Source organism: Janthinobacterium sp. LM6 (genome assembly GCF_002002885.1).
In the GTDB taxonomy this organism is placed as follows: Bacteria; Pseudomonadota; Gammaproteobacteria; order Burkholderiales; family Burkholderiaceae_D; genus Janthinobacterium; species Janthinobacterium kumbetense.
The window spans coordinates 5,994,659-6,016,634 of record NZ_CP019510.1 but is presented as its reverse complement, the minus strand read 5'-3'; the positions used below and the strand labels follow the sequence as shown (position 1 = coordinate 6,016,634).

At 63.9% G+C, this 21,976-nt stretch carries 20 protein-coding genes; 12 read left to right on the top strand and 8 right to left on the bottom strand.

The window, feature by feature from the left end; genetic code table 11:
• The first annotated feature begins 4 nt into the window (after positions 1–4).
• The 4 genes from BZG29_RS26435 (at position 5) to BZG29_RS26420 (ending at position 4,008) form a co-directional block, all read left to right on the top strand.
• On the top strand, positions 5–628 hold the full coding sequence (locus BZG29_RS26435) for a trimeric intracellular cation channel family protein (RefSeq protein ID WP_077408708.1): 624 nt from the start codon (positions 5–7) through the stop codon (positions 626–628).
• Positions 629–723: 95 nt separating this feature from the next.
• Positions 724–2,613, top strand: coding sequence for a beta-propeller domain-containing protein (locus BZG29_RS26430; RefSeq protein ID WP_077408707.1), 1,890 nt, complete (start codon positions 724–726; stop codon positions 2,611–2,613).
• A 49-nt stretch (positions 2,614–2,662) separates the two neighbouring features.
• Complete coding sequence (locus BZG29_RS26425) at positions 2,663–3,229, top strand: sigma-70 family RNA polymerase sigma factor (RefSeq protein ID WP_253192712.1); 567 nt, start codon at positions 2,663–2,665, stop codon at positions 3,227–3,229.
• Entirely contained in the window at positions 3,226–4,008 is a 783-nt protein-coding gene (locus BZG29_RS26420) for a hypothetical protein (protein ID WP_077408705.1), read from the top strand. The genes BZG29_RS26425 and BZG29_RS26420 overlap by 4 nt, the downstream gene beginning before the upstream one ends.
• A 6-nt stretch (positions 4,009–4,014) precedes the next feature.
• On the opposite strand, the gene BZG29_RS26415 is transcribed toward BZG29_RS26420, so the two are convergent.
• Complete coding sequence (locus BZG29_RS26415; RefSeq protein WP_077408704.1) at positions 4,015–5,160, bottom strand: MFS transporter; 1,146 nt, start codon at positions 5,158–5,160, stop codon at positions 4,015–4,017.
• Positions 5,161–5,442: 282 nt separating this feature from the next.
• Here BZG29_RS26415 and BZG29_RS26410 point away from each other — a divergent pair, with 282 nt between their 5' ends.
• The 7 genes from BZG29_RS26410 (at position 5,443) to BZG29_RS26380 (ending at position 13,788) form a co-directional block, all read left to right on the top strand.
• Entirely contained in the window at positions 5,443–6,210 is a 768-nt protein-coding gene (locus tag BZG29_RS26410; protein ID WP_077408703.1) for a gamma-glutamyl-gamma-aminobutyrate hydrolase family protein, read from the top strand.
• 67 nt (positions 6,211–6,277) lie between these two features.
• Entirely contained in the window at positions 6,278–7,648 is a 1,371-nt protein-coding gene (locus BZG29_RS26405; RefSeq protein WP_076565894.1) for a glutamine synthetase family protein, read from the top strand.
• An 11-nt stretch (positions 7,649–7,659) separates the two neighbouring features.
• Positions 7,660–9,120 (top strand): aspartate aminotransferase family protein, encoded by a 1,461-nt coding sequence (locus BZG29_RS26400; RefSeq protein WP_077408702.1) that lies wholly within the window; start codon positions 7,660–7,662, stop codon positions 9,118–9,120.
• A gap of 216 nt (positions 9,121–9,336) precedes the next feature.
• Complete coding sequence (gene potA, locus BZG29_RS26395; RefSeq protein ID WP_077408701.1) at positions 9,337–10,485, top strand: polyamine ABC transporter ATP-binding protein; 1,149 nt, start codon at positions 9,337–9,339, stop codon at positions 10,483–10,485.
• Between the two features lie 7 nt (positions 10,486–10,492).
• Entirely contained in the window at positions 10,493–11,422 is a 930-nt protein-coding gene (locus BZG29_RS26390; RefSeq protein ID WP_077408700.1) for an ABC transporter permease subunit, read from the top strand.
• Complete coding sequence (locus BZG29_RS26385) at positions 11,419–12,270, top strand: ABC transporter permease (RefSeq protein WP_077408699.1); 852 nt, start codon at positions 11,419–11,421, stop codon at positions 12,268–12,270. The genes BZG29_RS26390 and BZG29_RS26385 overlap by 4 nt, the downstream gene beginning before the upstream one ends.
• A 30-nt stretch (positions 12,271–12,300) precedes the next feature.
• Positions 12,301–13,788 (top strand): aldehyde dehydrogenase, encoded by a 1,488-nt coding sequence (locus BZG29_RS26380; RefSeq protein ID WP_077408698.1) that lies wholly within the window; start codon positions 12,301–12,303, stop codon positions 13,786–13,788.
• Positions 13,789–13,887: 99 nt separating this feature from the next.
• Here BZG29_RS26380 and panB read toward each other — a convergent pair whose 3' ends face one another.
• The 6 genes from panB to BZG29_RS26350 form a co-directional block, all read right to left on the bottom strand.
• Positions 13,888–14,763 carry a 3-methyl-2-oxobutanoate hydroxymethyltransferase gene (panB, locus tag BZG29_RS26375; protein ID WP_171985111.1) on the bottom strand — a complete coding sequence of 292 codons (876 nt, stop codon included), beginning with the start codon at positions 14,761–14,763 and terminating at the stop codon, positions 13,888–13,890.
• A 109-nt stretch (positions 14,764–14,872) separates the two neighbouring features.
• Complete coding sequence (gene folK, locus BZG29_RS26370) at positions 14,873–15,361, bottom strand: 2-amino-4-hydroxy-6-hydroxymethyldihydropteridine diphosphokinase (protein WP_077408697.1); 489 nt, start codon at positions 15,359–15,361, stop codon at positions 14,873–14,875.
• 8 nt (positions 15,362–15,369) lie between these two features.
• Positions 15,370–16,740 carry a polynucleotide adenylyltransferase PcnB gene (gene pcnB / locus BZG29_RS26365; RefSeq protein WP_077408696.1) on the bottom strand — a complete coding sequence of 457 codons (1,371 nt, stop codon included), beginning with the start codon at positions 16,738–16,740 and terminating at the stop codon, positions 15,370–15,372.
• Positions 16,733–17,404 carry an HAD family phosphatase gene (locus tag BZG29_RS26360; RefSeq protein WP_077409306.1) on the bottom strand — a complete coding sequence of 224 codons (672 nt, stop codon included), beginning with the start codon at positions 17,402–17,404 and terminating at the stop codon, positions 16,733–16,735. The genes pcnB and BZG29_RS26360 overlap by 8 nt, the downstream gene beginning before the upstream one ends.
• The gene (gene hda / locus BZG29_RS26355; RefSeq protein WP_034788687.1) at positions 17,404–18,072 is read right to left on the bottom strand and encodes a DnaA regulatory inactivator Hda; all 669 of its coding nucleotides are present in this window, start codon (positions 18,070–18,072) and stop codon (positions 17,404–17,406) included. The genes BZG29_RS26360 and hda overlap by 1 nt, the downstream gene beginning before the upstream one ends.
• Positions 18,073–18,149: 77 nt before the next feature.
• Positions 18,150–19,232 (bottom strand): AI-2E family transporter, encoded by a 1,083-nt coding sequence (locus BZG29_RS26350; RefSeq protein WP_077408695.1) that lies wholly within the window; start codon positions 19,230–19,232, stop codon positions 18,150–18,152.
• A 188-nt stretch (positions 19,233–19,420) separates the two neighbouring features.
• On the opposite strand from BZG29_RS26350, the gene purM reads away from it, so the two are divergent.
• On the top strand, positions 19,421–20,464 hold the full coding sequence (gene purM / locus BZG29_RS26345; RefSeq protein WP_077408694.1) for a phosphoribosylformylglycinamidine cyclo-ligase: 1,044 nt from the start codon (positions 19,421–19,423) through the stop codon (positions 20,462–20,464).
• 66 nt (positions 20,465–20,530) lie between these two features.
• Here purM and BZG29_RS26340 read toward each other — a convergent pair whose 3' ends face one another.
• A complete protein-coding gene (locus BZG29_RS26340; RefSeq protein ID WP_077408693.1) occupies positions 20,531–21,862 on the bottom strand; it encodes an MFS transporter in 1,332 nt (443 codons plus the stop codon).
• Positions 21,863–21,976 lie beyond the last annotated feature (114 nt).

The following is a 21,976-nucleotide window of genomic DNA, read 5'->3' as shown; positions in this document are numbered from 1 at the left end:
GACCATGCTGCTATATACGATTTACCTGGTGGCGATTGTCGCCGAAGCGATGTCCGGCGCCATCATGGGCATGCGGCGCGGCATGGATTTGTTCGGCATCTGCATGATCGGCACCGTCACGGCGCTGGGCGGCGGCACCGTGCGCGACGTGCTGCTGGGGCACTACCCACTGGGCTGGATCGCGCATCCCGAATACCTGCTGTTTACCATCGGCGCGGCCGTCGTCACGGCCTTTGTCGCGCGCTATCTGCACCATCTGCGCGCCGTCTTCCTGCTGGTCGATGGACTGGGCCTGGTGGCGTTTTGCGTGATCGGCTGCGATATCGCCATGTCGGCCAAGATGCATCCGGCCATCGTCGTGCTGGCGGGGATGATCACGGGCGTCTTCGGCGGCCTGTTGCGCGACATCCTGTGCAACCAGATTCCGCTCGTGCTGCAGCGAGAGGTGTATGCCACCGTGGCCCTGTTTACGGGCGCCCTGTATGTCGGCCTGCTGCACTTCAAGGTCGACAGCTCGGTGGCGCAGCTGGCGTCCATCGGTGCCGGTTTCCTGTTCCGCTTCCTGGCCCTGCATTTCGAGTGGCGCCTGCCGAATTTCAACGGCGACCGGATTCGGGGATTTGAATAGGGCGGCAGCTTCCTGACTATTTTTACGCGCGCTTAACCCCTTTTTCTGCGCCGCTGCGTTTCATGTTGGACACCCAGCCAACCGGAGAAGAAGCGATGTCCAGCGCCCTCAAGATCACATTGATACTGTCCCTGCTGCTGTCGGCCGGCTGCCACGCCGCCGAGACGGCGCCAAGGAAAACCCTGGCGCCGTTCGCCAGCGAGCAAGCCTTGAGCAGCTACCTGCAGCAGTTGCAGGCGCGCCAGGCGGCACTGCAAAGGGAGCAGCGGAAACTGCAGCGCGCCACGGCGCAGCCCATGGCGGCACCATCGCCGGCCCCTGCTGCGCCGATGATGGCGAAAGCCGCGCCGGCAGCGTCGGCGGAAGCGGCGGAATCCGTCACCAATGTGCAGACGGTGGGCGTGGACGAAGGCGGCATCGTCAAGCTGCATGGCAAGCACCTGGTGATGCTCCGGCGCGGCAAGCTGTTCACCGTGCAGGTGGGAGGCAATGCCTTGCAGCCCGTGGCCTCGCTCGACGCATTTACGCCGGGGGCCGACCCGTCGGGCAGCTGGTATGACGAGATGCTGATCGACGGCGATACGCTGGTGGTGATCGGCTACAGCTACAGCCGGGGCGGCACGGAGATCGGCTTGTTCGACATCGACGCGGACGGCAAGCTGGCCTACCGCTCGACTTACCATTTGCGCTCCAACGATTATTACTCGTCGCGTAATTACGCCAGCCGCCTGATCGGCAGCAAACTGGTGTTCTATTCGCCCCTGTCGCTGAATTTGCGCCGTGGCGACCCGTTCGGCGGCTTTCCCGCCCTGCGCCGCTGGCGTCCCGACGCCGTGCCGTCCGACTTCAGGCGCATTGCCCCGGCTACGCGCATCTACCGCACCGATGACGAGCCCGAACCGGGCTTTGGTCTGACCCTGCACACGGTCACCGTGTGCGACCTGGCGCAGCGCGACATGCGCTGCGCAGCGACCGCCGTGATGGGGCCGCAGGGCCGCGTATTTTATGTGTCGGGTGAATCCGTGTTCGTGTGGACCACGCGCCGCGGCAGCGACTCGGGCGTGTTCCGCATTCCCCTCGATGGTTCGGCGCCCAGCGCCCTGAAGGTGGCGGGTGCGCCCGTCGACCAGTTCTCGTTCCTGGAAAGCGCTGACGGCCACCTGAACGTCCTGCTGCGCGCCGAAGGCCAGGGCGACGCCATGTGGGATGGCGCGCGCGGGCGTGGCGACATGGCCTTGCTGCGCGTGCCATTGGCGTCGTTTTCCGATGGCCGCGACAGCGCGCCGGCCGGCAGCTACAAGGCGCTGCCCGGCGGCGGCGGCTACGGTCTGCAGAACCGCTATGTGGGGTCATATTTGTTGTACGGCAATCCGGGCAATGCAGGACGCCGTCAGGCGGACCAGGCCTGGCCGCACCAGCCCCTGTATGCCGTGCGCTGGGCCGATGCGGGCAGCGTGCAAGCCTTGTCCCTGCCGCACGGCGTGGAGCGCATCGAAGCGCTGGGCAATGACGCCGTGGTGATCGGCGCGCAGGGCAAGGATCTGCACTTCAGCAGCATCCGCCTGGGGGCGCAGGCGGCGATTGCCACGCGCTACATCCGCGCCGATGCGGCGCAGGGCGAGTCGCGCAGCCACGGCTTTTTCTACAAGCCGCACACGGCCAGTGAGGGCGTGATCGGCCTGCCCATCCTGGGCGCGGACGAGCGGCCGGGATCAAGCCGGCCGGCCGCCTCCGTCCTGTACCTGCGCAACAGTGGTTTGACATTGACGGAACTCGGTGCGCTGGCCGCGCGTCCCGGTCCGGCACCGGACGACGGTTGCCGCGCATCCTGCGTGGACTGGTATGGCAATGCGCGGCCCCTGTTCCTGCGGGGCCGGGTCTTCGCCCTGCTCGGCTATGAAGTGGTGGAAGGGGCGCTCAAGGATGGACAGATCCGTGAAGTGCGCCGCATCAGCTATGCGCCCATTGCGTCCACTGTACGCTGAAGGAGCATGGGAATTGTCGCTGCCGCGCAGTTCGGCTACACTGCTTCGCATGCCCGACACATTACTCACTGCCACGGATGAAGAACTGATGCTGCGCTACAGCGCCGGCGACCTGCCGTCGTTTCGCGAATTGTACCGGCGCCATAGCCAGGGCCTGTACCGCTTCGTGGCATGGCGTTCTCCCCGGCGCGCGTGGGTCGACGAGATCGTGCAGGATGCGTGGGCCAGCCTGCATGCGGCGCGCACGGGCTACCAGCCGCAGGCGGCGTTTCGCACCTATCTGTACCAGATCGCGCGCAACCGCCTGATCGACCTGCTGCGCCAGCGGGAAGGGCAGCAACACGAGGACGCGGGCGAACTGGTGGACGAGGGCGCATCGCCGCCGCAATCGCTGGAGCAGAAACAGCAGCATGCGCTGCTGCATGCGGCCATCGCCGCGCTGCCGGTGGAGCAAAAGGAAGCGCTGGTGCTGCAGCAGTTCAGCGGCATGAGCATCCTCGAGATCGCCGTGGTGACGGGGGCGGAAGCGGAAACAGTCAAGAGCCGGCTGCGCTACGCCATGCAGAAATTGCGCGCGGGCTTGGACAGCGCCGCTGGCGCGGGAGCACAGGCATGAATACGCACGATACAGAGCATCACGACGACGAATTGAAGGCGCTGCTGGACAGCCTGCCGCAGCCCGCGCCTTCCAGCGCGCTCGATGCGGCCATCCTGGCCGACGCTGAAAAAGCCTTGGACAAGCCGGCGGCCGCGAACGACAGCGCCGATGGCGTGCGGCGCACCTTGCCGGCCAAGAAATCGCCCGATTACCTGCAGCGCTGGCGCGTGCCGCTGGGACTGGCCGCCGCCGTGCTGTTGACGGTAAACCTGATCGGTGTGGACTGGTTCGGCTCGAAGCCGGCGCAATTTCCCGTGGTCGGGGAACCGGTCACGCAGGACGTGACGCCTGCACCTGTCACCGTACCTGCCGCTGCGCCCGCGACTGAGTCTGCGCCACCGGCACTGCGCGCCATGGCCAAAGCGGCACCCAGGATGCCAGCGCAGGCCGAGCCAGTGCCAGCACCCCTGCCTCCGCCAGCACCGCCGCCTCCTCCGGCCCGGGCAATGCGTGAGGCGATGGAGCAGCAAGCCGCCATGCAGGCTGAAGCCGGCCTGCAGCGCCCGGCGTCCGTGCAGCGCGCGCTGGCCATGCCCGCGCCCGCGCCCGTCGCGGCCCGTTCCGTTCCGCTGCCGCCACCGGCCAGGCTCGACGCTTCCGTGTGGCTGGTGAAGATCGACGCCCTGCTCAAGGCGGGCGAGGGTACCCTGGCGCACGAGGAGTGGACGGCGTTCCGGCAGGCGTATCCCGATTATCCGGTGGCCGAGGAGCTGCGGCAGCGGCTGGAAATGAAGTAAAAAACGCTAGACGATTCCCTTCCGGCGTTCCCATACGGCGCTGCCCACGAAAATGGCGGCGCACACCCACATCACGGCAGGCAGGGCGTTCACGCCCACCGACTGCATCAGCACGCCCGTCAGCAGTGGCCCGCCGCCGCTGGTGATACCCCAGGTGGCGTTGACGATGGCGCTGGCGCTGGTCAGCGACAGGCCCGTAAAACGCTCACCGCACGCCACCAGCGCCAGCATGTAGATGCCGCCCGCCGCCGCGCCCAGCAACAGCAGCAGGGTCCACCACAGCCACGGCGTGCCGACGGCGAACGGCAGCAGCGGCAGCAGCAGGCAGACGGCCACGCCGCAGCCCGCGTGGACCCTGGCGCGGCCGAATCGGTCGGCCATCCAGCCCAGCGCGAATTGCAGGCCCGTGTCGCCCACCAGCACCACGGTGGCCGACAGCAGGGCCAGGTTCGTGCCAATGCCGTGCTCCATCGCGTACAGGGGCAGTAAGCTCAATGCGAGGGTGTCGAACAGGGCGAAGAAGGCGGCGCCCAGCACGATCATCGGCATGCGCGGCAGGATCAAGGTCCACTTCACGCCGTGTTCCTCCGGTTCGCGTTCCGGGCCGCTGTTCGAGATCAGCATCAGGCCCGGCACGGCCAGCAAAAACAGCAGGCCGCAGGCGGCGAAGCTCCAGCTGATCTTGTCGTTGAACAGGGCCACGAGGGCGGGGCCGATCAGCTGGAAAAACGTAAAACTGGTGGTGTACATGGCCACCACGCGGCCGCGCGAATTGTCGGGCGCCAGGCGGTTGACCCACGCCTCGCCGATGGTAAACAGCACGCCCATGGCGCCGCCGAACAGGAAGCGTAGCACGCTCCACGCCAGCAAGTGGTCGGTACACTGCATGGCGATCGTCGCCAGCGACGCCACCCAGACGGCGCCCAGCATGGTGGCGCGCGCGCCGAAGCGTCCCACCCAGCGCGAGACGAATGGCGAAGCGGCCAGGATGCCGAGGGCGCTGACGGCCGTGATCATGCCGATGATGTCCGTGCCCACGCCGCGCTGGTGCAGGGTCAGCGCGGTGAGCGGCATGGTGGCGCCCAGGCCCAGGCCCACCACGCCGATGCTGACCACGAGGGCGAAGAAGTCGCGCCACGGCATGTGCTTCATGGCTGCTCCCGCAGGGGGGAACAGGTACTTGGAAAGGCTGGAAAACGGTGTGGATGCATGGGAAAGTGAGGGACTTTGCCTGCGGCGCTGGTGTTTGGCGCCGGACGGGCATATGATGATTTAAGAAAGGCAATATTGCAAAGCCGTAGTGTAGGCGATATGCGCCGCTGCTGGCCACGTCCATCGGTGTGGCCGCCCCTGCCGGCTCTGCTGTACAGTGAAGCGAGCGGCAGCGCTGTCATGCGCTGTCATTGGATCGTCACGCCAGCGAGGTAGCACTCTATGCGCCGTCCCATCGTTCTCGTCCCCGCCTGCCAGCGCCAGCTTGGCAGCCACGCCTGGCACATGGCGCAGGACAAATACCTGCACGCCGTGCTGCGCGGCGCCGGCTGCATGCCGCTGCTGCTGCCGGCCCTGGGCGCCGATGCCGACCTGGAAGCGGCGCTGCGGATTGCCGATGGCGTGATGCTGACCGGTTCGGCCTCGAACGTCGACGCGCGCCTGTATGGCGAAGACATCCTGCATCCCGACCTGCCGCAAGATCCCGCGCGCGACGCCACCACCTTGCCCCTGATCCGCGCCGCGCTGGCGCGCCAGCTGCCCTTGCTGGCCATCTGCCGCGGCTTCCAGGAAGTCAATGTGGCCCTTGGCGGCAGCCTGCACCAGGCCGTGCACGCCGTGCCGGGCATGCAAGACCACCGCGAAAACGTGCTCGATCCCCTGGCGCGCCAGTATGCACCCGCACACCGCATCAAGTTGATGCCCGACGGCCTGCTGGCACGGTTGCTGGGCGGCGAGAGCGAGATGATGGTCAATTCCCTGCATGGCCAGGGCATCGCTCGGCTGGCCGATGGCTTGCTGGCGGAAGCACTGGCCGACGACGGCCTGGTGGAAGCGTATAGCGTGGCCAGCGCCGCCGGTTTTACGCTGGCCGTGCAATGGCACCCGGAGTGGCAGGTGGAAGACAACCCGCAGTCGATGCGGCTGTTCGACGCTTTTGGCCATGCGTGCCGCGATTTCCAGGAACAGCAGCACAGGAAGAAAGAATGACAGGCGCGCCGCACCAGCACCATGCGGCGCTTAATCAGGAAAAGCGCAAGACCAACGAGAGGGAAACATGGCAATACGCGAAAATTTCACCTATACGGATATGGATTTGTGGCTCAATGAAAAGCGCGTCACGGAAATCGAATGCCTGGTGCCCGACTTGACGGGCGTGGCGCGGGGGAAGATCCTGCCGCGCGGGAAATTCACCCAGGAGCGCGGCATGCGCATCCCGGAAGCGGTGCTGGGCATGACGGTGACGGGCAATTACCCGGTCGACGATGGCGGCTATGACCGCGCCATTTCCAGCACCGACCGCGACATGATCTTGAAGGCCGACCCGACCACCATCACCATGGTGCCGTGGGCCACGGACCCTACCGCGCAAGTCATCCACGACTGCTATTTTGCCGACGGCGCGCTGGTCGATTTCGCTCCCCGCTCCGTGCTGCGGCGCGTGCTGAAACTGTATGCGGACAAGGGCTGGAAACCCGTGGTGGCGCCGGAGCTGGAGTTCTACCTGACGGCGAAAAACACGGACCCGGACTTGCCATTGAAGCCGCCCATCGGCCGCAGCGGCCGGGCCGAGACGAGCCGCCAGGTGTACAGCATCGACGCCGTCAACGAATTCGACCCGCTGTTCGAGGATATCTACGATTACTGCGAATTGATGAACCTTGACGTCGATACGCTGATCCACGAGATCGGCGCGGGGCAGATGGAAATCAACTTCCTGCATGGCGACCCGCTGGGCCTGGCCGACAAGGTCTTCTTCTTCAAGCGCACCCTGCGCGAAGCAGCGTTAAAACACGATATGTACGCCACCTTCATGGCCAAGCCCATGGCGGGCGAGCCGGGTTCCGCCATGCACGTGCACCAGAGCGTGACGGATGCGAAGACGGGCCTGAACATTTTCAGCAACGAGGACGGTTCGGCCGCGCCCATCTTCAAGCATTACATCGCGGGCCTGCAGCGCTACATGCCGTCGGCCATGGCCATCGTCGCGCCCTACGTGAACTCCTACCGCCGCATCGTGCGCCACACGGCCGCACCCATCAACATCCAGTGGGGCCTGGACAACCGCACGGTGGGCTTCCGCGTGCCCGAGTCGGGCGTGCAGGACCGGCGCGTGGAAAACCGCATCATCGGCGCCGACGCGAATCCCTACCTGGCCCTGGCCGTAACCCTGGCCTGCGGATATCTCGGCATGACGGAGCAGCTGGAAGCGACGCCGATGATGGTGGGCAGCGCCTACGACATGAAATTCGAGTTGCCGCAAGGCTTGCCCGAGGCCCTGCAACTGCTGCGCGCGGAAGACAAGCTGCGCACGGTGCTGGGCGAGCGCTTCATCGACGTGTATGCAGCCATCAAGGACCTGGAGCACCAGGAGTTCATGACCGTCATCAGTCCGTGGGAGCGCGAACACCTGTTATTACACGTTTAAAAGGAACACGCATGAGCACAAGCAACAATCCACTGGCGCCGAGCGCCGCTTTTGTCGACTCCGTGGCGCAAAGGAATGCGGCGCCGCAGGTGTATGACACGGCCGCCATCCAGCACATGGATTCGGCCCACTACCTGCATCCATTCACCGATTTTAAAGATCTGGCAAGCAAGGGTGCGCGCGTGATGGTGCGCGGCGACGGCGTCTACCTGTGGGACAGCCAGGGCAAGAAGATCGTCGACGGCATGTCGGGCCTGTGGTGCGTCAACGTGGGCTACGGCCGCACGTCGATTTCGCAAGCCGTGTACCGGCAGATGGAGACGCTGCCCTTCTATAACAGCTTCTTTGGCACGACGAACGTGCCGGCCGCGCAACTGGCGGCCAAGCTGGCGCAAATATCGCCGCCGCAGTTCCAGCACGTGTTCTTCACCAGTTCCGGCTCGGAAGGCAATGACACGAATTTGCGCATGGTGCGCCGCTACTGGGACATTCTTGGCCACAAGGAGCGCCACACCATCATCAGCCGCCACAACGCGTATCACGGCAGTACGGTGGCGGGAGCGTCGCTGGGCGGCATGGATGGCATGCATGCGCAGGGCGGCTTGCCGATACCGGGCATCGCGCACATCGGCCAACCCAATTACCTGGAGTCGGGCCACGGTTTGAGTCCCGAGGAGTTCGGTGTCAAAGCGGCCGGCTGGCTGGAAGACAAGATTCTGGAAATCGGCGCCGACAAGGTGGCCGCCTTCATCGGCGAACCGGTGCAGGGCGCGGGCGGCGTCATCATCCCGCCTTCGACCTACTGGCCCGAAATCCAGCGCATCTGCGACAAGTACGACATCTTGCTGATCGCCGATGAAGTCATCTGCGGCTTCGGCCGACTGGGGCGCTGGTTCGGCTCCGAACTGTTCGGCATCAAGCCCGACCTGATCACCTTTGCCAAGGGTGTCACCTCGGGCTATGTGCCGCTGGGCGGCGTGCTGGTGGGCGACAGGGTGGCCACGGTATTGATCGAGCAGGGCGGCGAATTCACGCACGGTTTCACGTATTCCGGCCATCCCGTCGCCTGCGCGGCGGCGCTGGAAAACATCCGCATCATCGAGGAAGAGCAACTGGTGGCGAAGGTGGCCGAGGATACGGGACCCTACCTGAAGCAATGCTTCGCCAGCCTGGCCGAACATCCGCTGGTCGGCTATGCGGACAGCTGCGGCCTCGTCGCGGGCCTGAACCTGGTGCGCAGGAAGGGCGCCACCGTGCACGACAACGAGCTGTTCGACGAGGACCAGGGCGTGGGCATGATCTGCCGCGGCCACATGTTCGACAATGGCGTCATCATGCGTGCCGTGGGCGAGCGCATGATCGTCGCCCCGCCGCTGGTGATAACGCGCGCGCAGATCGATGAAATGGTGGCATTGATACGGCTGTGCCTGGACAAGACGTATGCGGATGTGAAAGCGAAGGGCTGGGTGTAGGTTCTGGCTGAACCCAAACGCAAGGGCTGGGGTCGTACCCTCAGGGTACGACCCCGGGGTTGGCTCTTGGGTTGGTGTCAGTTTTTTACCCAAATAGACGCCAACTCAAGTTTTTTGGACCAGAATCGCGGCAGTTCCGCTAAACTTCCATCCTGGCCGCTCTTTGTAGCGGCCAGTTTTTCATTTTGACACCCTCTTACCCAGAAGCTACCCACAATGACGATAGCAACACCCGCCGCGTCGGCCAGCGACGCCCCAGCGCCTTTCTTGCTGATTGATCAGCTGGTCAAGGAATTCGATGGCGTGCGCGCCGTCGATGGAATTTCCGTGACGATCAACAAGGGCGAGATCTTCGCCCTGCTGGGCAGTTCAGGTTGCGGCAAGTCGACCCTGCTGCGCATGCTGGCCGGTTTCGAGACGCCGACGTCGGGGCGCATCGCCCTGGCGGGCAACAGTATCGTCGATGTGCCGCCGCACCAGCGGCCCATCAACATGATGTTCCAGTCGTATGCGCTGTTCCCCCATCTGTCCGTGTGGGACAACATCGCCTTCGGCCTGCGCCGCGACGGCTTGCCGAAAGCGGAAGTGGCGGCGCGGGTCGAGCAGATGCTGGCGCTGGTGCAGCTGGGCCAATACGCGAAGCGCAAGCCGCACCAGCTGTCGGGCGGGCAGCAGCAGCGCGTGGCGCTGGCGCGCAGCCTGGCCAAGCGTCCGCAGTTGCTGCTGCTCGACGAGCCGTTGGGCGCGCTGGATAAAAAACTGCGCGAGCGCACGCAGATGGAACTGGTCAACATCATCGAGCAGGTGGGCGTCACCTGCGTGATGGTCACGCATGACCAGGACGAGGCCATGAGCATGGCCACGCGCATCGCCGTCATGAGCGAAGGGCGCATCCTGCAGGTGGGCGCGCCCGGCGAAATCTACGAAACGCCGAACTGCCGTTTCGTGGCCGACTTCATCGGCAGCGTCAACCTGTTCGACGGCCGCATCACGGAAGACGAACCGGATCACGTGATCATCGACACGCCCGACGGCCGCCAGTATGTCGCGCATGGCATCACGGGCAACCTGGGCATGGATGTCTCGGTGGCCGTGCGCCCCGAGAAAATCGGCATCCAGATCGAACCACCCGCCCTGGAAGAGCGCGCGTCGCCGGCCGAACACGGCTACAACTGCGCCCAGGGCGTGATCGTCGCCATGGCGTATTTTGGCAATGAAACCAGCTACCACGTGCGCCTCGACAGCGGCACGGTGGTGAAAGTCTCGCGCACCAACGCGGCCCGCCACGATGTCTCGCGCCTCGAGCGCGAACAGCGCGTGTGGGTATGGTGGGATGGCGCCGACATCGTCGTGCTGACCAGCTGAGGCCATCATGACGCCTATTCTGCAATTGCTGCGCAAGCTCGTCACCCTGCGTTGGGTCACTGGGCGCAACGCCGTCATCGCCGTGCCCGCGCTGTTCCTGACGGCCGCCTTTTTAATACCGTTCCTGATCGTGCTGCGCATCAGCCTGTCCGACATGGACACGGCGGGCAGTCCGTTCGGCGGCTTGCTGTCGTATGTCGACGGCATCGTCGTGCTGAAGGTGAAAGTCGCCAATTACCTGTTCATCGCCGCCGATGAACTGTATCTGCTCACCTACCTCAGTTCCATCAAGTACGCAGCCATCACCACCGCCATCTGCCTGTGTATCGGCTATCCGTTTGCCTACTTCATGGCGCGCGCCAAACCGTCGATACGCCCCGTGCTGATGATGCTGGTGATGCTGCCGTTCTGGACCTCGTTCCTGCTGCGCGTGTACGCGTGGAAGGGCATCCTGGCCAATCACGGCTTGCTCAACGACCTGCTGATCGCGCTGGGCGTGGTGAGCGAACCGCTGCACATGATGAATACCTCGTTTTCCCTGGTGGTCGGCATGGTGTACGCCTACCTGCCGTTCATGATCCTGCCCCTGTACGCCAATCTGGTCAAAATGGACATGCGCTACCTGGAAGCGGCGGCCGACCTGGGCGCCACGCCATTGCAGGCGTTCTGGCGCATCACGGTGCCCCTGTCGAAGTCGGGCATCATCGCCGGCGCCATGCTGGTGTTCATCCCGTCCGTGGGCGAATACGTGATTCCCGAACTGCTGGGCGGCCCGGAAACCCTGATGATCGGCCGTGTGCTGTGGGATGAGTACTTCACGAATAACGACTGGGCCATGGCTTCGTCGGTGACGGTGCTGGTGATCCTGCTGATCCTTGTGCCGATGGCCATTTTTAACAAATACAAGACGGACCAGGACGCGGAGGAGCGCACATGAACGGACGTACTTTCCTGCAGCGCTGGTTCGGCCGCGGCTGGCTCTCGCTCGGTTATCTGTTCCTGTACCTGCCCATCATCGTGCTGATCGTCTTTTCGTTCAACAGCTCGCGCCAGGACATGGTGTGGAGCGGCTTCTCGCTGCGCTGGTACCAGGAGCTGATGAGCGATACGGAAATCATCGCGGGTTTCGGTTTGTCCTTGAAGATCGCCTTCATGTCGGCCACCTCGTCCGTCATCCTGGGCACGTTCGCCGCCTTCGCCTTGACCAGCTACCAGCGCTTCCGTGGCCGCACCGTGTTTTCCGCCATGGTCAGCGCGCCGTTGGTGATGCCGGAAGTGATCATCGGCTTATCCTTGCTGCTGATGCTGGTGTCCATGCAAAAGGTCTTCGGCTTTCCCGAGCGGGGCGTGCTGACCATCTGGCTCGGCCACACCTTGCTGGGCATGGCGTATGCTGCCGTGGTGGTGCAATCGCGCCTGCAGGAAATGAGTAAATCATTGGCCGAGGCGGCGATGGACCTCGGTTGCCGCGCGCACCAGGTGTTCTTCCTCGTGACCCTGCCGAACATCACGCAGGCCCTGGCTTCTGCCTGGTTGCTGACATTTACCCTGTCGCTGGACGACGTGGTGCTCTCCGCGTTCCTGTCCGGCCCCGGTTCGACGACGATGCCGCTGGTAATTTTCTCTCGCGCGCGCCTGGGACTCGACCCGCGCGTCAATGCCATCGCCGCGCTGACCATCCTCGTCGTGACGCTCGCCGTGATCACGTATGCCGTGATGCTGGCGCGCGCCGACCGCAGACGCCGCAAGCAACTGTCCGCGGCGTATTCGGCGGACCAGGAGTAAGCTGCTTGTAAACTGACACAGGAGACGACCATGACGGAAAACACCAGCTGGCACGCACGGGCCGCAGAGATCAAGATCGATGGCCGCGCCGTCATCAACGGCGAACGGGTTGCGGCCAGGTCCGGCCAGACTTTCGACAATCTGTCGCCCATCGACGGACGTCTGCTGGGGCAGGTGGCCCGCTGCGACGGCGCCGACGTGGAGGCGGCCGTGCAGGCCGCGCGCGTCGCCTTTGACGACCGCCGCTGGGCCGGTAAATCGCCGGCGCAGCGCAAGCGGATATTGATCAAGTTCGCCGACCTGGTGCAGAAATACGGTCCCGAACTGGCCCTGCTGGAAACCCTGGACATGGGTAAACCGATCAAGTACAGCCAGAGCGTGGACGTGGGCGCCACGGCCAACTGCCTGCGCTGGTACGGCGAGGCGATCGACAAGGTCTACGATGAAATCGCGCCGACACCCGCCAACAGCCTGGCCCTGATCACGCGCGAACCGGTGGGCGTCGTCGCCGCCATCGTGCCGTGGAACTACCCGATGATCATGGCCGCCTGGAAGATCGCGCCCGCCCTCGCGGCCGGCAACAGCGTGATATTGAAGCCGTCTGAAAAATCGCCATTGACGGCGCTGCGCCTGGCCGATATCGCGCTGGAAGCGGGTGTGCCGGCGGGCGTGTTCAACGTGCTGCCAGGCTACGGCCACGAGGCGGGCGCCGCGCTGGCGCTGCACATGGACGTCGATTGCATCGGCTTTACGGGTTCCACGCGCACGGGGAAACTGATCGTGCAGATGGCGGGCCAGTCGAATCTGAAACGGGCGTGGACGGAACTGGGCGGCAAGTCCGCCAACATCGTGTGCGCCGATTGCCCGGACCTGGACAAGGCCGTGGCGGCCGCCGTCGGTTCCATCTTTTTCAACCAGGGCGAAAGCTGCAACGCGCCCTCGCGCCTGTTCGTGGAAGAGTCGATCAGGGAAGAATTTGTCGCCAAGGCGCTGGCCATGCTGCCCCGTTTCCAGCCCGGCGACCCGCTCGACGAAGCCACCGTCATGGGGGCGATTGTCGACGCCACGCAGATGAAGACCGTGATGGACTATATCGCTTCCGGCAAGCAGGAAGGCGCGCAGCTGCTGGGCGGCGGCGAGGCCGTGCGCCTTGATACGGGCGGCTATTACGTGCAGCCGACCATCTTCGGCGTGGACGCCGGCATGACGATCGCGCGCGAAGAGATATTCGGGCCCGTCTTGTCCGTGCTGGGCTTTACGGACATCGCCGAGGCGGTGAAACAGGCCAACGCCACGCCGTACGGCTTGCAGGCGGCCGTGTGGACATCCGACATCACCAAGGCCATCCAGACGGCGCGCGTCCTGCGCGCGGGCACCGTGCACGTCAACCAGTACGATGGCGACGACATCACCGTGCCGTTCGGCGGTTATAAACAGTCGGGCAACGGGCGCGACAAGTCGCTGCACGCGCTGGATAAGTACACGGAGTTGAAGACGACGTGGATACAGGTGGGGTAGGCGTATTGTTGGCCTAAAAGCCAGGGTCAGACCCGACGGGGGCTGACCCTGGCTTTCATCTGCGGACTAAAGCGTCAATCAGTGGCTCGCTAAGTGCAATCAGAAGCAGTGTTCCAGCGCCGGGAAGCTGCCGTCCTTGACGGCTTTGACATAGCCGGTGACGGCGTCGTCGATGCTGGCCGCGCCTTCCATGAAGTTGCGCACGAAGCGTGCCTTGCGGCCTGGGAAGACGCCCAGCATGTCGTGCATGACGAGGACCTGGCCCGAGCAATCGGGACCGGCGCCGATGCCGATCGTCGGGATCGTCAGCATCTCGGTCACTTCCTTGCCCAGCTGCGACGGCATGGCTTCCATCAGCACGATGGCGGCGCCCGCGTTTTGCAGCACCAGTGCGTCGTTTTTCAGCTCGGCGGCGCTTTCCGTGCTCTTGCCCTGCACCTTATAGCCGCCCAGCTGGTGCACGAATTGCGGCGTCAGGCCGATGTGGGCGCAGATGGGGATGCCGCGCTCGGTGAGGAAACGGACGGTCTCGGCCAGCCAGGCGCCGCCTTCGATCTTGATCATGTGCGCGCCCGCCTGCATCAGGATGACGGCGTTGGCGTAAGCCGTTTCAGGCGTGCCGTACGCGCCGAACGGCAGGTCCGAGACGATCATGGCCGACTTGCTGCCGCGCGCGACGGAAGCTGTGTGGTAGGCCAGTTCGGCCACGGTGACGGGCAGGGTGGAGTTGAGGCCGTTGCAGACCATGCCGAGCGAATCGCCGATCAGCAGGATTTCCACACCGCAGCGGTCCATCAGGGACGCGAAGCTGGCGTCATAGCAGGTCAGCATGGAGATCTTTTCGCCGGCAGCGCGCAGCGTGGCCAGCGTATGGATGGTCACGGCCTTGTTGGCGACAGGCTTGGATGGCGCCGGCGCCGGTGTGGCGGCCTTGTCTTTGGCGGCCAGATCTGTTCCTTGCAAATAAGCGGACATAGGTATTCTCTAGAGTGAAAGGGGGGTGATGCGATTGCGACGCCGCTAGTGTAGTACTTTATGCGGCGTGCTGCAGGAGCGGCATTGTAGAGGATGGGAGTGAAACGGGTCAGAGCTGGCTGATGGCCTGGTCGGCCACGCTTGTCAGGTAGTCCTGCGCCGGGCCCAGACCGGGCACGACGATGGCCGGCGCCAGGGCCAGCAGCGGCACCAGCACGAAGGCGCGCTCGGTGAGGCGCGGATGGGGCACCGTCAGGGTGGCGCTGGCGATCTGTTCATCGCCGTACAGCAGCAAGTCCAGGTCCAGGGTGCGCGGGGCGTTGCGGTAGGGCCGTTCGCGCCCGTGCGCCGCCTCGATGGCGTGCAGGGCCAGCAGCAGCTCTTCCGCCGGCACGGTGGTCGTGATGCGCGCCACGGCGTTGATGTAGTCGTCGCCGCTGGAATCGATGGGCGCCGTGCGATAGCTGGCCGAGGCGTCCAGCAAGCTGGCGCCGGGCAGGCGCGCCAGGCGCGCAAGCGCATCCTGCACATTCGCGCGCGCGTCGCCCAGGTTGGCCCCGATGCCGATGTAAGCGATAACTTCCGTTGCTGGCTGCATGGCTGCGTTTACTCGCCGCTGGTGCTGCCGGTGGTGGTGCCGCCACCCGTTTTGCTGCGCGTGCTGCGGCGTGGCGGACGTTTCTTCTTGACGGCGCCCGGCGCGGCATTCGCGCTGACGAGCAGCGCTTCGCGCGTTTCCTCGTCGCCTTCATAGAAGGCCGTCCACCATTCGCCGATGTCCATGTCGATCTCGCCCGAGGCGCAGCGCAGCAGCAGGAAGTCGTAGCCGGCGCGGAAGCGCAGGTGCTCGAGCAATTTGTACGGCGCCTTGCCGACGCGGCGCTCGAAGCGCGGCTGCATCGACCAGATGTCGCGCATGTCCGAGCCGATCTTGCGCTGCAAGGCCAGTTTTTCCGTCTGCGAATCGAGCACGTCGTCGGCCGCCAGGTGCAGCGCGGGAATCGTCGACTCGCCGGCGGCGCGGTAGGCCGTCCATTTTTCCAGCACCTGGTGCCACAGCAGCGAGGCAAACAGGAAGCCCGGCGAGACGGTCTTGCCGGCGGCGATGCGCTGGTCGGTGGCGTCCAGCGCCAGGGTGACGAATTTCGCGCCCAGCGGCTGCTCCAGCACCACGTCGAGCAGCGGCAGCAGGCCGTGGTGCAAGCCTTCCTTGCGCAGTTGCTGCAGGCAAGCCAGCGCGTGGCCGCTCATCAGGAGTTTGAGCATTTCATCGAACACACGCGGCGCGGGCACGTTGTTGATCAGCGGCGCCATGACGGGAATCGGCGCGGCCGTGTGCGGCTCGATGGTGAATTTCAGCTTGGCGGCAAAGCGCACCACGCGCAGCATGCGCACGGGATCTTCGCGGTAGCGTTCCTCTGGTTTACCGATCATGCGCAGGGTCTTGGCGCGGATGTCTTCCACGCCGCCGTGGTAATCGAGCACTTCCTGCGTGGCCGGGTTGTAGTACATGGCGTTGATGGTGAAATCGCGGCGCAGCGCGTCTTCGTGCTGCAAGCCGAAGGTGTTGTCGCGCAGGACGCGGCCATGTTCATCCTTGGGCGCGGAATCGGCGCCGGCGCCGCGGAAGGTCGTCACTTCCAGCAAATCCTGGCCGAACATCACGTGCACGATCTGGAAGCGCTTGCCGATGATGAAGGCGCGGCGGAACAAGCGCTTGACCTGTTCCGGCGTGGCGTTGGTGGCGATGTCGAAGTCCTTGGGTTTGACGCCCAGCAGCAGGTCGCGCACGGCGCCGCCGACGACAAAGGCCTCGAAGCCCGCTTCCTGCAGGCTGCTGGTGACGCGGATGGCATTCGACGACACCAGTTTCGGGTCGATTCCGTGTTGCGCAGGACCGAGCACGATGGGTGCCGTGGTGTCGCGCGCTGCCTCTTTTTTAACGCCGAGGATCTTGCGGATGAATTTTTTAATCATTGAATAAGTGGAGTGATGGCCAGCCGTGGAGGGATGCGTGTGCGCTCAAAGCGGTGTTGGGATTGGTCGCGACAGGGTGTGTCACGACGGACAGCAAGGGAATGTCGTTGTGCGAATCGCTGTAAAAATAGCTGCGCTCGAACTGCCCCAGTTCCTTGCCCATTTTTTCCAGCCAGGCATGGGTGTGGGTCAGCTTGCCCGCGCCCAGGGTCGGCGTGCCCAGCAGCCTGCCCGTGACATTGCCTTGCGCGTCATATTCGGGCATGGCGGCCAGCAGGTGCTCGACGCCCAGCGCATCGGCGATGGGTTTGGTGATGAAATGGTTGGTGGCCGTGACGATGGCCAGCAGGTCGCCCGCGTCCTGGTGCTGTTTCAGCAGGGCCACGACTTCCGGGCGGATGGCCGGCAAGACCACTTCTGCCATGAATTGGCGGTGCAGCGCTTCCAGGCGTTCGCGCGGGAATTGCGCCAGGGTGCCGAGGGAAAATTCCAGGTATTCCACCGGATCGAGCGTGCCGGCCTGGTATTGCGCGAAAAATTCGTCGTTGCGGCGGGTGAATTCGGCGGCGTCCACGGCACCGATGCGTACCAGGAATTCGCCCCACTCGTGATCCGAGTCGATGGGCAGCAGGGTGTGGTCGAGGTCAAACAGGGCCAGATTCATCATTCTTTCGCTTCCGCCTGCAGCAACTCGCGCAACAATGGCAAGGTGATCGGGCGTTGGGTTTCCAGGGAGTAGAGGTCGAGAGAGTCCAGCATCGTCGACAGCGAACGCATGTCGCGCCGGAAATGGGACAGCAGATAGGGTAACACGCCGGGCGACAAGGTCAAGCCGCGGGTGGTGGCCGCCTGGGTCAGGGCGGCGATTTTTTCATCGTCAGTCAAGCCGTGGATCTGGTAGATCAGGCCCCAGCCCATGCGTGTGCGCAAGTCTTCGCGCACGGGCAGCACGGCCGGCGGCACGGCGCCGCTGCATACCATATAGGCCTTGTTGGCGCGGATTTCATTGAACAGGGCAAAGGCGTCGATCTGCGCCAGCGGCGACAGCTTTTCGCAGTCGTCGAGCAGGTACAGGTCGACGTCTGGCGAATACACGAATTCGGACTCGATCGAGAATGGCGAAATGTAGCGCGCGCGCTCGGTGCTGGCCAGGGCCTTGAGCAGATGGCTCTTGCCGGCGGCCAGTTCGCCCCACAGGTAGGCAAAATGTTCGCGCGAAGTGCGCGCGGCGAACTGGCGCATCAGCTGCGCCACTTCGGCATTCTGTCCCACCTCGAAGGTATCGAGGCTGTGCGCCTGGTCTGTGCCTAAATCGAGCACCAGTTGTTTCATGGCGTACGCCTTGTCCTGTTTTTCATTACTGCTTGTGCATCATTGGTATTGCCAGGTTGATATGATATCCGCTTTTATTATGCATTATAGAAGGTGCTGGACAGGTAGTGGCGTCTTAGATGCTTAAAAGCGACCATCAACACGGCAGAAGCGGGTAAAGCGAGCAGTACGCCGACGAAACCAAACAGTTGCCCGAAAGCCAATAAGGCGAAGATCACGGCCAGCGGGTTCAGGCCGATGCGCTCGCCCACCAGGCGCGGCGTCAGGAAAAAGCCTTCGATGACCTGGCCGCAGCCGTAGATGACGGCCACGGCGATGACGCCGCTCCAGTCGGCGAACTGCAGCAGGGCGGCGATCAGCGCCAGCATCAGCCCCAGGCCGAAGCCCAGGTAGGGGATGAATACCAGCAAGCCTGTGATGATGCCTACAGGCAATGCCACTTCAAAACCGGCGATGGCCAGCGCCACCGAGTAATACGTGGCCAGCACCAGCATGACGAGCAACTGGCCGCGCAGGTATTGCGCCAGCAGGGTATCGACTTCCTGCGCCATGCCCACGGTGCGGCCCACCCAGCGGCGCGGCACGGCGCCGGCGATGCGCGCCAGCATCGGATGCCAATCCAGCAACAAGTAAAACAGCACGACGGGAATCAGCACCACGGTGGCCAGCCAGCCCAGCACAGCCGTGCCGCCGATGCGGGCCGAGGCGAGTACCGTGCTCCAGATTTCATCGCCGCTGGTGGCCATCTGCTGGCTCAGCATGCGTTTGATGCCCGTGCCGTCCAGCCGTACGCGGATGCCCAGGTCGCGTAGCTTCGGCGCGAGGAATTCGTTGGCCTTGCTGAGAAACTGGGGGATTTGCGCCTGCAGCAAGGGGATTTCCTTCTGCAGAACGGGCACGACGATCAGCACCAGCGCCGTAATGGCGAGGAAAAACAACACTACGACGACCAGCACGGCCAGAGGACGGGGCAGGTAAAAGCGCTTGTAATGCAGGCGTTGCAATCGGTCCACGCCGGGATTGAGCACGTAGGCGAGGATGGCGGCGGCCAGGAAGGGCGTCAGGATGGGGCCCAGGCTGACGAGCAGCAGCAGGAATGCCAGCCAGACCGCGATCCAAAATGCTGTTTGCTTCTGTTCGGCGGTGATGGCGAATGGCATGTAGTTTGTGCTGTTGCGTTAAAAAAAGGCAGTTAATTACGAAATGGCGGGGCAGTTTGATAAAATAGCGACTTGATCGACCGAATTCACCCGCTGGCGCCCTGCCGCTTGATGTTGAAAAACATGCTTGCGCGCGCGTGTCGGCGGGTATCCGCCTTCTATTTTACCGCCTCCGCTGCCACCACACCATGAACCAGACTTCTAATGTTTCCCTTTCCTACCGTGACGCTGGCGTCGATATCGACGCAGGCGACGCTTTAGTCGAAGCAATCAAGCCGTTTGCCAAGCGCACCCTGCGCGAAGGCGTGATGGGCGGCCTGGGCGGTTTTGGCGCCATGTTTGAAATCAGCAAGAAGTACAAGGAACCGGTGCTGGTCTCGGGCACCGACGGCGTGGGCACGAAATTGCGCCTGGCGTTCGAACTGAACCGCCACGACACGGTCGGCATCGACCTGGTCGCCATGAGCGTCAACGACATCTTGGTGCAAGGCGCCGAACCGCTGTTCTTCCTCGACTACTTCGCTTGCGGCAAGCTGGACGTGGCCATCGCCACCGACGTCATCAAGGGCATCGCCCAGGGTTGCGAACAAGCGGGCTGCGCGCTGATCGGCGGCGAAACGGCGGAAATGCCGAGCATGTACCCGGCCGGAGAATACGACCTGGCAGGTTTTGCCGTCGGCGCCGTGGAAAAATCGAAAATCATCGACGGCACCAAGATCGCCCCGGGCGACGTGGTGCTGGGTCTGGCCTCGTCGGGCGTGCACTCGAATGGTTACTCGCTGGTGCGCAAGATTATCGAAGTGGCAAAACCGGACCTGGAAGGCGACTTCCATGGCCGCAAGCTGGCCGACGTGCTGATGCAGCCGACGCGCATCTACGTCAAGCCATTGCTGGCGCTGATGGATGCCATGGAAGTCAAGGGCATGGTGCACATCACCGGTGGCGGCCTGGTGGAAAACATCCCGCGCGTGCTGCAGCCTGGCCTGGTGGCCGAACTGGACTCGAAATCGTGGACCATGCCACCGCTGTTCACGTGGCTGCAGCAGCACGGCGGCGTGGCTGACGCCGAAATGCACCGCGTCTTCAACTGCGGCATCGGCATGACCGTCATCGTCTCGCAGGAAAACGCGGACGCCGCCATCGCCCAGCTGCAAGCGGCCGGCGAAACCGTCTCGCGCATCGGCACCATCCGCGCCCGCGTGGGTGACGAGCATCAAACCATCGTTATTTAAGCTATAGCTTGAACAAACAAGGCAGGCACTCGCGAGAGGCCTGCCTTTTTTACGTCCCGATGTCGCTTACCTTGCGTGCGCGGGCTTCATGCGGCCATCCGGCTGCGAGCCGCCCCTGCCGATCATGGCCACGCTGACGGCCGAGACGAGGGAGGCGAACAGGATGTAGCCGACGATGTGCCACGGCTCGCCATTGCCCGTTTTCAGCAGGTAGGTGGCGATGATGGGCGTCAGGCCGCTGGCGAAGATGCCGGAGAACTGGTACACGAAGGAAATGCCCGTGTAGCGCACCTTGGCGTCGAACAGGTCGCAGAACAGGGCCGCTTCCGGGCCGTACACGGCCGAATACAGCACGCCCAGCGGGATGATCACGGAACACCACAGCAGCAGCGGATTGTCGGCGTGGTTGAGCATGATCCAGAAGGCGGGGATGGCCGACACGCCCGTGATCAAGGAACCCCAGAAAAACACCTTGCTGCGGCCGATGCGGTCCGACAGGCGGCCGAAGAACGGAATGCAGAAGCACATCACGACAGCCGACGCCATCACGCCCATCAGCGCTTCCGTGCGGTCTATCTTGATGGTGTTGGTCAGATAGGTGATGGAAAACACGCCGAAGATATTGAAGAACACGCCATCGATGTAGCGCGCGCCCATGCCTTTCAAGACGTTGCCCGGATAGCGTTTCAACAGGTCGAAAAACGGAATCTGCGTTTCCGCGTTCTTTTCCTTGACGGCCTGGAATTCCGGCGTTTCCATCACGTTCAGGCGTATCCACATGCCGATGAAGACGAGGGCGGCCGACAGGATGAAGGCCACGCGCCAGCCCCAGGACAGGAATTGCGCATCCGTCAGGCTGTACGACAGGATGGCCACCACGCCGGAAGCGAGGCACAGGCCGATGGCCAGGCCGATCTGCGGCAAGCTGGCGTAGAAGCCGCGGTCTTTTGGCGGCGCATATTCATACGCCATCAGCACGGCGCCGCCCCATTCGCCGCCGAGGCCGATACCCTGCAGCACGCGCAGGAACAGCAGCAGGCCGGGAGCCCAGTAGCCGATGTGGTCGTAGGTGGGCAGCACGCCGATCAGGAAGGTGGAGATCCCCATGATCATCAGGGTCATCACCAGCATGCTCTTGCGGCCGATCTTGTCGCCGAAGTGGCCGAAGATCACGCCGCCGATGGGGCGCGACAGAAAGCCCACGGCGAAGGTGCCGTAGGCCAGCATGGTCGAGACGAGCGGATCGCCGCCCGGGAAATACAGCTTGCTGAACACGATGCCGGCGACGACGCCGTATAAAAAGAAGTCGTACCACTCGATGGTGGCGCCGATCACGCTGGCCATCACGACTTTCCGCAGCTCTTTGGCTTTTTTCGGATTGTTCGGATTGTTATCCATAATATCTAGTCTCCAATCGATATCGATTATGTATTTTTTTTAGATGGTTGGGTTACAACCACCGCGCTGCTGGCGCGGCGGCCGGTACAACAGGGGCGGGCCGGTCTGCCTGCC

What these genes read in the sequence shown, in the direction of transcription:
- BZG29_RS26435 (WP_077408708.1), top strand. Translation starts at nt 5, where the DNA reads ATGCTGCTATATACGATTTACCTGGTGGCGATTGTCGCCGAAGCGATG.
- BZG29_RS26430 (WP_077408707.1), top strand. Translation starts at nt 724, where the DNA reads ATGTCCAGCGCCCTCAAGATCACATTGATACTGTCCCTGCTGCTGTCG.
- BZG29_RS26425 (WP_253192712.1), top strand. Translation starts at nt 2,663, where the DNA reads ATGCCCGACACATTACTCACTGCCACGGATGAAGAACTGATGCTGCGC.
- BZG29_RS26420 (WP_077408705.1), top strand. Translation starts at nt 3,226, where the DNA reads ATGAATACGCACGATACAGAGCATCACGACGACGAATTGAAGGCGCTG.
- BZG29_RS26415 (WP_077408704.1), bottom strand. Translation starts at nt 5,160, where the DNA reads ATGAAGCACATGCCGTGGCGCGACTTCTTCGCCCTCGTGGTCAGCATC.
- BZG29_RS26410 (WP_077408703.1), top strand. Translation starts at nt 5,443, where the DNA reads ATGCGCCGTCCCATCGTTCTCGTCCCCGCCTGCCAGCGCCAGCTTGGC.
- BZG29_RS26405 (WP_076565894.1), top strand. Translation starts at nt 6,278, where the DNA reads ATGGCAATACGCGAAAATTTCACCTATACGGATATGGATTTGTGGCTC.
- BZG29_RS26400 (WP_077408702.1), top strand. Translation starts at nt 7,660, where the DNA reads ATGAGCACAAGCAACAATCCACTGGCGCCGAGCGCCGCTTTTGTCGAC.
- potA (WP_077408701.1), top strand. Translation starts at nt 9,337, where the DNA reads ATGACGATAGCAACACCCGCCGCGTCGGCCAGCGACGCCCCAGCGCCT.
- BZG29_RS26390 (WP_077408700.1), top strand. Translation starts at nt 10,493, where the DNA reads ATGACGCCTATTCTGCAATTGCTGCGCAAGCTCGTCACCCTGCGTTGG.
- BZG29_RS26385 (WP_077408699.1), top strand. Translation starts at nt 11,419, where the DNA reads ATGAACGGACGTACTTTCCTGCAGCGCTGGTTCGGCCGCGGCTGGCTC.
- BZG29_RS26380 (WP_077408698.1), top strand. Translation starts at nt 12,301, where the DNA reads ATGACGGAAAACACCAGCTGGCACGCACGGGCCGCAGAGATCAAGATC.
- panB (WP_171985111.1), bottom strand. Translation starts at nt 14,763, where the DNA reads ATGTCCGCTTATTTGCAAGGAACAGATCTGGCCGCCAAAGACAAGGCC.
- folK (WP_077408697.1), bottom strand. Translation starts at nt 15,361, where the DNA reads ATGCAGCCAGCAACGGAAGTTATCGCTTACATCGGCATCGGGGCCAAC.
- pcnB (WP_077408696.1), bottom strand. Translation starts at nt 16,740, where the DNA reads ATGATTAAAAAATTCATCCGCAAGATCCTCGGCGTTAAAAAAGAGGCA.
- BZG29_RS26360 (WP_077409306.1), bottom strand. Translation starts at nt 17,404, where the DNA reads ATGAATCTGGCCCTGTTTGACCTCGACCACACCCTGCTGCCCATCGAC.
- hda (WP_034788687.1), bottom strand. Translation starts at nt 18,072, where the DNA reads ATGAAACAACTGGTGCTCGATTTAGGCACAGACCAGGCGCACAGCCTC.
- BZG29_RS26350 (WP_077408695.1), bottom strand. Translation starts at nt 19,232, where the DNA reads ATGCCATTCGCCATCACCGCCGAACAGAAGCAAACAGCATTTTGGATC.
- purM (WP_077408694.1), top strand. Translation starts at nt 19,421, where the DNA reads ATGAACCAGACTTCTAATGTTTCCCTTTCCTACCGTGACGCTGGCGTC.
- BZG29_RS26340 (WP_077408693.1), bottom strand. Translation starts at nt 21,862, where the DNA reads ATGGATAACAATCCGAACAATCCGAAAAAAGCCAAAGAGCTGCGGAAA.